Here is an 8,160-nt window from a genome sequence, read left to right as displayed (position 1 = left end):
CGAACGCCTGGCGCCGCGTCCCGGCGAGCTGGTATTCGACAAGCCCCGCTACAGCTGCTTCCACCGCACCGGGCTGGATCGCCATCTGCGCGAGCTGGGTGTGCGCCGCCTGGCGGTCGCCGGCGTGCTCACCGACGCCTGCGTGCTGGCCACGGTGCTCGACGCCTTCGCCCTGGGCTACCGGGTCGAGCTGATCGCCGACGCCTGCACCAGCACCACCGACGCGGCCCACCATGCGGCGCTGCTGATCATGGCCAACTGGGTCTACGCCATCGAACTGTTCGCCACCGAGCAGTACCTGCGCGCCCTGCGGGGCGAGCCCTTCTCGTCCTGCCGACCAACGGCGCCGGACAGTTTCGCTCACCAGCCGGCCGCGTTCGCCGCCGCCATCGCCCGCCTCGAATCCAGCCTCGGCCTGCAGCGCCGGGAACAGGAGTAACCGCTATGCAAGTCGAGAAAAGAAGCATCGATTTCATCCCCGAAAACGAACGCCACGGCCAGCCGGGTTCGCTGTTCTACATCTGGTTCGGCGCCAATATGAACATCACCACCATCGCCTCCGGCGTGCTGCCGGTGATGCTCGGTCTGAACCTGTTCTGGAGCGCCCTGGCGATCGTCCTCGGTTCGCTGATCGGCGCCGTCTTCATGGCCTCGCATTCGGCTCAGGGTCCCAGGCTGGGCATCCCGCAGATGATCCAGAGCCGAGCCCAGTTCGGCGTGCTCGGCGCGGTGCTGCCGCTGCTGTTCGTGATGCTCATCTACCTGGGCTTCTTCGTCAGCAACACCCTGCTGGCGGCGCAGGCGATCGAGTCGGTCAGCCCGCTGGGCGGCACGGGCAACATCTACCTGATCGGCGCGCTGTGCTTCGTGGTCGCGCTCTACGGCTACCGCCTGATCCACCGCCTGCAGAAGTTGCTGTCGCTGCTCTCGGTGCTGGTGTTTCTCGCCGCCAGCGCCCTCGCCCTGGGTCTGCCGATCCCGGCCGGGCAGTGGTCGCCGGCCGGTTTCGCGCTGCCGCAGTTCCTCGTCGCGGTGAGCATCGCGGTCACCTGGCAGCTGTCCTACGCGCCCTATGTCGCCGACTACTCGCGCTACCTGCCCAGCGCCACCTCGGCGGCCCGGGTGTTCTGGTTCAGCTATGCCGGCACGGTGGCGGGCGGCGCCTGGATGATGATCCTCGGCGCCGTGCTCAGCGTGGGCATAGGCGGCTTTGCCGACAACGTCGGCAGCCATCTGGCCCAGCTGTTCGGCCCGGGCGCGCTGCTGCTGTTTCTGTTCATCGTCTATGGCCAGGTGGCGATCAACGTGTTCAACCTCTACGGCGCCTTCATGTCCACGGTCACGGTGATCGAACCCTTCGCCCGCCTGCGCGTGACGCCCAGGGTGCGCGCCCTGTTCATGCTGCTGATCAGCCTGATCGCCACCGCCCTGTGCAGCGTCAGTCAGGAGAACTTCATCGCCTTCTTCCTCAACTTCATCTTCTTCATGAGCTACTTCCTCATCCCCTGGACCGCCATCAACCTGGTGGACTACTACTGCCTGCGCAAGGGCGAGTACTGCGTGGCGGACATCTTCGACCCGTGCGGCCGCTACGGCCGGGTCAACCTGATCGCCTGCGGCAGCTTCGTGCTGGCCATCGTGCTACAGGTGCCGTTCATGAACACCACGCTCTACGTCGGCCCGATCGCCAGCGCCCTGGACGGCGTGGACCTGGCCTGGGCGGTGGGCCTGCTGGTGCCGGCGCTGACCTACTACGGCCTGATGCGCCGCCAGCGAATGGCCAGTGGCGCACAACCGCTGTCGCCCTGAAGCCTAAGGCAGACCTCACCCCGCGCGGGGTGAGGTCTGCCTCGGGGTTGCGCCGCGCCTTGCAGCGCACTCGTTCTCAGCCAGCCACGAAGGCGGCGATATGCGCGGCGCTGGCCTCGGGATACTGCAACTGCGGGCCATGCCCGGTGCTGGGCAGGGTCAGCAGCTGCAGGGTGGGCAGCGTCCGGTTGAGCGCGTACCAGTTCTCCACCGGAAACACGATGTCGTGGTCGCCGCCCAGGTGCAGCACCGGCGTTTGCGTCCGCTTGAGCGCCTCCAGCGCCGCCGGCAGCGGGAACATCGGGTTGCGCGGCCCGTCGCCGAGAAACTGCGCGGCCCAGGCAAAAGGCACCGGCGGGCAGCGCCCGTCGCTACGTCGGGCGATGCGCTCGGCCGAACGCTGCGCCGCCTCGCGGCTGCTGGCCGAACTCGGTTCGAAGAACAGGCTGACGAAATCCTCGAAATCGTTGTCGCGGGCGGCCAGCTCATAGAACAGCGGCTCGCCGGTCTTGACCAGCGGGCCGGGCGGCGTGGTGGCGATCAGCAGCAGGTGGCTGAGCAGTTGCGGCGCCTGCAACAGCACCAGCTGCGCCGCCACGCCGCCAATCGACCAGCCGCCCAGCACCAGGCGGCCAAGTCCCAGCGCGCCGATCAGATCGAGGATGTCCTTGGCCAGCGCGGCCGGGTCATAGCTCGGCTGCCCCGTGGACCAGCCGAGGCCGCTGTAGTCGAAGACATGCACGCGGAAATCCCGCGCGGCGAGCGCATCGAGGAAGGCCGGATCCCAGTCGTCCATGGTGCCGCGAAAGCGCAGGCACAGCAGCAGCGGCGTGCCTGCGCCGATGACGCGATAGGCCAGGCGCCGGTCGTCGACCTCGACGAACTGGTTGGCGGCAGTAGTGGCGGAATCTGCAAGGCTCATGATCGTGGGCTCCTGGTCAACGACCGTTGTGATTCGCCCGCCAGGGCGCCGTGGCCACCTCGCCCCCGCTCGGCGCCCAGCGGCATTGCCCCCGGCATCGCGGCCAAAGTCATGCTCTGTTTCATGGGGCCTCCTAGAGCGCCTGCAGGTACTCGGCCGTGGAGATCACCGGCGCGTAACCGAAGCGGAGCGCCGCCATAAAGGCAGCGTGTACCTGTTCGGCGGGCACCTTCACGCCATTGAACTCCAGGTCGAGGGTGGCGCAGGCATCGTGCAGCACAGTGGTGGCGTAACCGAAATCCACGGCAGCGCGGGTGATGCCGTCCACGCACATATGGCTCATGTTGCCCACCACCACTACCGCCTCGATGCCGTGCCGATCCAGCACGGCCTTGAGCTCGGTCTCCCGGAAAGAATTGATGTAGTGCTTGAGCACCACCGGCTCGTCAGGCTGATTGATCACGCTGGGGTGCAGCTGCGCGCCTTCGCTGCCGGGGCGGAAGAATGGCGCGTCGGCGCTGGTGAACTCATGGCGGATATGCACGACCAGATCGCCGCGCTCGCGGAACACGGCGATCACCTGCGCCGCCTTGGCCGCGGCGGCCTCGACCTTGCTCAGGGTCCACAGGCCGCCGGGGAAGTAATCGTTCTGGATATCCACCACTATCAGAGCTGTCTTGCTGTTCATGTACCTGTCCTCTCAATAGGTGCGAACAACCCTGTCGCCTAGCCGCGCAGAAAGGCCAGCATGTCGGCGCCCAGCTGTTCCTTGTGGGTGTCGGTGATGCCGTGCGGGGCGCCGGGGTAGATCACCAGCTTGGCGTGCGGCACCAGCCTGGCCGAGGCGCGTGCGGCGGCGTCCACCGGGACGATCTGGTCGTCGTCGCCGTGCAGGATCAGCGTGGGGATGGAGAACTTCTTCAGGTCTTCGGTGAAATCGGTTTCGGAGAAGGCCTTGATGCAGTCGTAGGCGTTCTTGTGCCCGGCCATCATGCCCTGCATCCAGAAGGCGTCGATCACCCCCTGGGAGGCCTTGGCGCCGGGGCGGTTGTAGCCGAAGAAGGGGCCGCTGGCGACGTCGCGGTACAGCTGCGAGCGGTCGGCCAGCGAGGCGGCGCGGATGCCGTCGAACACCGAAAGTGGCAGGCCGCCGGGATTGGCCTCGGTCTGCACCATCAGCGGCGGCACCGCCGCGATCAACCCGGCCTTGGCCACCCGCGCCGTGCCGTGGCGGCCGATGTAGCGCGCCACCTCGCCGCCGCCGGTGGAGAAGCCGAACAGCGCGGCGCCGCGCACGTCCAGCTGATCGAGCAACTGGGCCAGGTCGTCGGCATAGGTGTCCATCTCGTTGCCGCTCCAGGGCTGGCTGGAGCGGCCATGGCCGCGGCGGTCGTGGGCGATCACCCGGTAGCCGTTGCTGGCGAGAAACATCATCTGCGCCTCCCAGCTGTCGGCGTTGAGCGGCCAGCCGTGGCTGAGCACCACAACCGGGCCAGTGCCCCAGTCCTTGTAATAGATCTCGGTGCCGTCGCGAGTGGTGATAGTGCCCATGGTCTTGCGCTCTCCATTCTCTGGTTGCGGGCGGCTTGCCGCGGGGCCACTGCCGCGCGTGCAACCGCCCAGGGGTAACAGCAGCGCCGTGGCCAGCGCGGCGGAGCCGAGCAGCAGGTGGCGACGGCCGTGGTTCAGCGGTGGTTCAGGGTATTGCGGCATTGGCAGACGCTCCTCTGCTAAGCGACGGCGGCAGGCGCACGCGCATCAGGTTCCAGGTGCTTACCCGCTCCTCCCACTCGTCGCCCTCGGCGGGCGTCAGCGGCAGGGCCAGGTTGCTGACCAGCATCCACTCGCCCTGCACCACGCTGCTGGCGGGAAACAGCAGGCCGCGCGGCGCGCCGTTGCCGGCGATGCCCTGAAAGCCGCCCGCGCGCACGCGGATCAGGCCGCGTTCGTCGAGGCCGAGCAGCTGGTCGACCTGATTGGCCAGCAGCCACAGCAGGCCGTCGTAAAACAGCAAGCCGTCGGCTCCCGGCAGGCTCTCGGCGAGCACCTGCAGCTCGCCGCTCGCCAGGTTCAGGCGCAGCAGGCGACCGTCGCCGGCGTTGTTGATGTAGAGCTGGCTTTCGTCGGCATTGAAGGCCAGGCCGTTGGCGCCGAAGGGCAGAAAGCCCGCGGTGGCCAGCAGCGGATCGCGCGACAGCACTTCCAGCGTGCAGGGCGCGCAGCGCGTGGCATTGGCGATGCGATACAGCGCGCCCTGGAAGGAGTCGGAGACATAGAGATCGCCATTGCCGGCGAACACCAGGCCGTTGGGCGCCGGCATGCCGCTGGCGCCGAAGTGGATCCGGTCCTGGCTGCCGTCCGGGTTGGCCACGTTGCGCGGGGCGGGCACGGCCGGGCTGAGCCGGGGGAAGTCGAGCAGGTCCTCGACCGGGCTGTCCGCGGTGAAATCGGCCGCGATGCGTTGCAGCTTGCCGGCGCCGAAGTTGAGCAGGTAAATCTGGCCATCGGCATAACCCACGCCGGTCAGCGGCGTCGCGGCAAAGGCGCGTTGCGCCAGCAGCCGGCCATCGGCGGCATAGCGCAGCAGCTGGTTGTTGCGCACGCTGGCAGGTTCGCGCGCATCGAAGGTGCCGACGTAGATTTCACCGGTGCCCGGGTTGGCGGCGAGCCCTTCCGGGTAGCGCACCCCGGCGGGCAGCTCGACGAACGGCTCGACCTCGAGCACCTGCGGGCCCAGCGCCTCGGCCCGCACAGCAGCAGGCGCGGCGGCCAGCACCAGGCAGAGGATGCCCATGCTGCGCTTCGACAGACTCATATCGCCTCCACTCGCGTCGACCACGCTCGAACGCTTCAGGGGGGCTCGTCAGGGCGCCGAATGCCGGGGCAGCGGATGGCGAGCGATGAATCGATGGTCGCTGCGCGCGGCAGCAGGCAGCTACGTAAAATCGGCAAAGTTGCCAGGCGCCGAGGATTTGCCTGTTTTACGTAGTCGCAGCGCCCGTCTCGGCCCAGTCTGGAGGCGTCGCCCTCGCCAGGACACTGCCATGCCACCGCGCATCACGCCGCGCCAACGCGCCCGGCAGGCCTCTCACGAGCGCTTGCTGCAGCGGGTGCTGGAGTCGTTGCCGCTCGGCTGCGGGCGCCCGCCGCGCCTGGCCGAGCTGTGCCGCAGCGTCGGGGTCAGCGAACGCACCCTGCGCAGCGCCTTCGTCGCCACCCTGGGCATGGCGCCGGCACGTTATCTGCGCCTGCGCCGCCTGCACCTGCTGCGCGCCGCCCTGGCAGTTGCCGATCAGCATCAGAGCAGCGTCACGGAGATCGCCCGGCGCTTCGGATACACCGATTGCGGGCGCATGGCGGCGGACTACCACGCATTGTTCGGCGAGTACCCCAGCGTCACCCTGCTGCGCGGCGTCAACCCTGGCTGAGCGACGGCGGCAGCGAACGGCGGCTGCGCAGCGACTGCGACGGCAGCTCGCCAAAGTAGCGCCGGTAGAGGCCGGCAAAACGGCCGAAGTCCCACACGCCGAAGCGCGCGCAGATCTCGGTGATGGTCTCCCCCGCCGCCGCGTGCAGGATGGCGCGGCGAATCGCGTGCAAGCGGTGCTGCATCAGGTAGCGGTGCGGGCTCATGCCCAGGTAGCGGGTGAACAGGTTGCGCAGCGTGCGCTCCGAGGTGTGGCAGGCCTGGCACAGGTCGGCCATGTGCAGCGGGGTATCCGGCATGGCGTCGAGCAGTTCCAGGGCCCGGCGCAGTATCGACTGGTGGTTGTGCCGGCCAGCGGCGGCGGATGGCGCCGGCGTCACCGGCAACAGGCTGCGGAACACCCGGTCCAGCAGTTCGCCGCGCGCCGCGCACTCGGCTGCCGGGGCATGCAGCTCCTGCGGTGCACAGTGGTCGATGCGCAGCAGGCGCAGCGCCAGCCAGACCAGCGGCGCCAGGTCCTGCTGGGCCAGGCAGACCAGATTGCGCGCAAGCATCGAGGCGTCGAACTCGTCCTCGTGCTGCTGCGCCCAGCGCAGCACCAGTTCGCAGGACATGGCCACGGTCATCCAGCTCGCCGGCTGGCTGGCGTCGATATGGAACATCGCCTCGGGCACCATCCAGCCGATCAGCCGCCGATCCAGGCGCTGGCCGCCCAGCACGGTGCACTCGTGCCGGCTCAGGGGCAGGAAGATATTGAAGAAGCCGGGCAGGCCGACGCCGCTGTAGACGGTGCCGGCGCCCTCGCGGCCGAACATCAGGGCCACGCCGTCCAGCTCGACCACGCGCAAACGCCAGTCGCGCTGCTGCCGCGAACGCAGCACGTAATGCCCCTCGACCCCGTACAAGGCCTCTTCGAACTCGTCGAAGTCGGCGCAGATCAGCCGGCTCATGCTGCCCCCAGGAAAGCGCCCTGCGCCGGTACTGGACAGCCGCAGATCAACGCGCGAGTCCAGTTTAGAAGCATTCGTATCCGCTTGCCGCGCCGGCGATCGGCGGCCGGTGCAACGTTATTCGGCCGCGTCCCGGCCCTGCAGGCGGGGTGCCCAGTCCTCGACCTGGCCCTGCTCCAGCCGCCGCCCAGGGTGCGCCGCCACGACAGCACCAGCGGCAGGGCCAGGCATTCGCGCAACAGTTCGCTCTCCACCCGCTTGTCGAACAGCACGGCCGAGAGACGGCTCAGTGGCCAGTCGGCATGGGCGCGCTCGACCAGTTGCAGGTGCTCGCCGGCGCCGACCCCCCCCTCTTCCAGCACCCGGTAGTACCAGCCGGTGCGCCCGGACTGCTGCACGCGCAGGGCCAGCGTGGCGACGCCGAAGCGGTCGCTTGTCGATGGCGCTGCGCGAACCCGGTCGACTGAACGGCTGTGCGCGGCCGGTGAGCAGCACGTCGAGACGAATACCGGGCAGGCTCATGTCGCCACCTCGGCGGCTTGATGTTCGCGACAGATCAGCGCCGCATCGGCGGGCGCCAGTCACTACGCGTTCTGAGCGCCCCATCGTCGAGCGAGAACTACATGAACAGATACCGACTCATGGTGCGCAAGGGCGCCAGGCTGTTGGGCCATTTCGAATCCGCTACCCCCTGGGTGCGGGAGGCCGTGCAGGACATCTCGCGCTGCCTGGCCGGCGCCGGCCACGACCTCGAACTGCTGGTGGCCGACGGCGAGCGGCGCCTACTGGACTGCGCTCCGGATGGCATCCGCCTGCTCGCCAGCGAACCTCTGTTCAAGCGCGCCGAGCTGCAGCCGTGGTGACCGGGCGAGGCGCTCGCGGCGCCCGTGGCGGGTTATGCTGAGCCGTCTTCGCCCGCGCTTGCCGGCGGGCAAGACCCTTCGACCTCGCCACCCATGCAGTGGAAACCGCCCATGGCCATGCCCACCCCGCCCCTCGCCGTCGCCGCCCTGATGCTGGCCGCCGGCTACAGCCGCCGTTTCGGCGCCGAC

The 8,160-nt window shown here is 68.8% G+C and carries 9 protein-coding genes and 1 pseudogene; 4 read left to right on the top strand and 6 right to left on the bottom strand.

Going from position 1 to position 8,160, the window contains the following annotated elements; translation table 11 throughout:
* A partial coding sequence (locus N878_RS06890; RefSeq protein ID WP_021442932.1) for a cysteine hydrolase family protein occupies positions 1 to 439 on the top strand: 439 nt, incomplete at its 5' end.
* A gap of 5 nt (positions 440 to 444) precedes the next feature.
* Positions 445 to 1,809, top strand: a complete 1,365-nt coding sequence (locus tag N878_RS06885; protein WP_021442931.1) for a cytosine permease — start codon at positions 445 to 447, stop codon at positions 1,807 to 1,809.
* 76 nt (positions 1,810 to 1,885) lie between these two features.
* Here N878_RS06885 and N878_RS06880 read toward each other — a convergent pair whose 3' ends face one another.
* The 4 genes from N878_RS06880 to N878_RS06865 form a co-directional block, all read right to left on the bottom strand.
* Positions 1,886 to 2,731: an alpha/beta fold hydrolase gene (locus tag N878_RS06880; protein ID WP_021442930.1), complete on the bottom strand. Its 846-nt coding sequence runs from the start codon at positions 2,729 to 2,731 to the stop codon at positions 1,886 to 1,888.
* Positions 2,732 to 2,864: 133 nt separating this feature from the next.
* Complete coding sequence (locus N878_RS06875; RefSeq protein ID WP_021442929.1) at positions 2,865 to 3,419, bottom strand: cysteine hydrolase family protein; 555 nt, start codon at positions 3,417 to 3,419, stop codon at positions 2,865 to 2,867.
* Between the two features lie 38 nt (positions 3,420 to 3,457).
* Complete coding sequence (locus N878_RS06870; RefSeq protein ID WP_021442928.1) at positions 3,458 to 4,282, bottom strand: alpha/beta fold hydrolase; 825 nt, start codon at positions 4,280 to 4,282, stop codon at positions 3,458 to 3,460.
* A gap of 145 nt (positions 4,283 to 4,427) precedes the next feature.
* Positions 4,428 to 5,546, bottom strand: coding sequence for a hypothetical protein (locus tag N878_RS06865; RefSeq protein WP_021442927.1), 1,119 nt, complete (start codon positions 5,544 to 5,546; stop codon positions 4,428 to 4,430).
* A 229-nt stretch (positions 5,547 to 5,775) separates the two neighbouring features.
* Here N878_RS06865 and N878_RS28865 point away from each other — a divergent pair, with 229 nt between their 5' ends.
* Positions 5,776 to 6,159, top strand: a complete 384-nt coding sequence (locus N878_RS28865) for a helix-turn-helix domain-containing protein (protein WP_021442926.1) — start codon at positions 5,776 to 5,778, stop codon at positions 6,157 to 6,159.
* Here N878_RS28865 and N878_RS06855 read toward each other — a convergent pair.
* Both N878_RS06855 and N878_RS06850 read right to left on the bottom strand, forming a co-directional pair.
* On the bottom strand, positions 6,146 to 7,108 hold the full coding sequence (locus tag N878_RS06855; protein ID WP_021442925.1) for a helix-turn-helix domain-containing protein: 963 nt from the start codon (positions 7,106 to 7,108) through the stop codon (positions 6,146 to 6,148). The genes N878_RS28865 and N878_RS06855 overlap by 14 nt on opposite strands.
* Positions 7,109 to 7,225: 117 nt before the next feature.
* Positions 7,226 to 7,542: pseudogene (locus tag N878_RS06850) on the bottom strand (3-alpha domain-containing protein); the annotation flags it as partial.
* A gap of 189 nt (positions 7,543 to 7,731) precedes the next feature.
* Between N878_RS06850 and N878_RS06845 the strand changes: the two are divergent.
* On the top strand, positions 7,732 to 7,971 hold the full coding sequence (locus N878_RS06845; RefSeq protein ID WP_031302844.1) for a hypothetical protein: 240 nt from the start codon (positions 7,732 to 7,734) through the stop codon (positions 7,969 to 7,971).
* The last annotated feature ends 189 nt before the right edge of the window (positions 7,972 to 8,160 follow it).

It is taken from the genome of Pseudomonas sp. EGD-AK9 (assembly GCF_000465935.2).
Lineage (GTDB): Bacteria > Pseudomonadota > Gammaproteobacteria > Pseudomonadales > Pseudomonadaceae > Aquipseudomonas.
The sequence above is the reverse complement of the archived record's forward strand: the minus strand, read 5'-3'. Positions and strand labels throughout refer to the sequence as shown.

Coding starts and splice junctions, on each gene's coding strand:
- N878_RS06885 (WP_021442931.1), top strand. CDS start 445: ATGCAAGTCGAGAAAAGAAGCATCGATTTCATCCCCGAAAACGAACGC.
- N878_RS06870 (WP_021442928.1), bottom strand. CDS start 4,282: ATGGGCACTATCACCACTCGCGACGGCACCGAGATCTATTACAAGGAC.
- N878_RS06855 (WP_021442925.1), bottom strand. CDS start 7,108: ATGAGCCGGCTGATCTGCGCCGACTTCGACGAGTTCGAAGAGGCCTTG.
- N878_RS06875 (WP_021442929.1), bottom strand. CDS start 3,419: ATGAACAGCAAGACAGCTCTGATAGTGGTGGATATCCAGAACGATTAC.
- N878_RS28865 (WP_021442926.1), top strand. CDS start 5,776: ATGCCACCGCGCATCACGCCGCGCCAACGCGCCCGGCAGGCCTCTCAC.
- N878_RS06865 (WP_021442927.1), bottom strand. CDS start 5,546: ATGAGTCTGTCGAAGCGCAGCATGGGCATCCTCTGCCTGGTGCTGGCC.
- N878_RS06880 (WP_021442930.1), bottom strand. CDS start 2,731: ATGAGCCTTGCAGATTCCGCCACTACTGCCGCCAACCAGTTCGTCGAG.
- N878_RS06845 (WP_031302844.1), top strand. CDS start 7,732: ATGAACAGATACCGACTCATGGTGCGCAAGGGCGCCAGGCTGTTGGGC.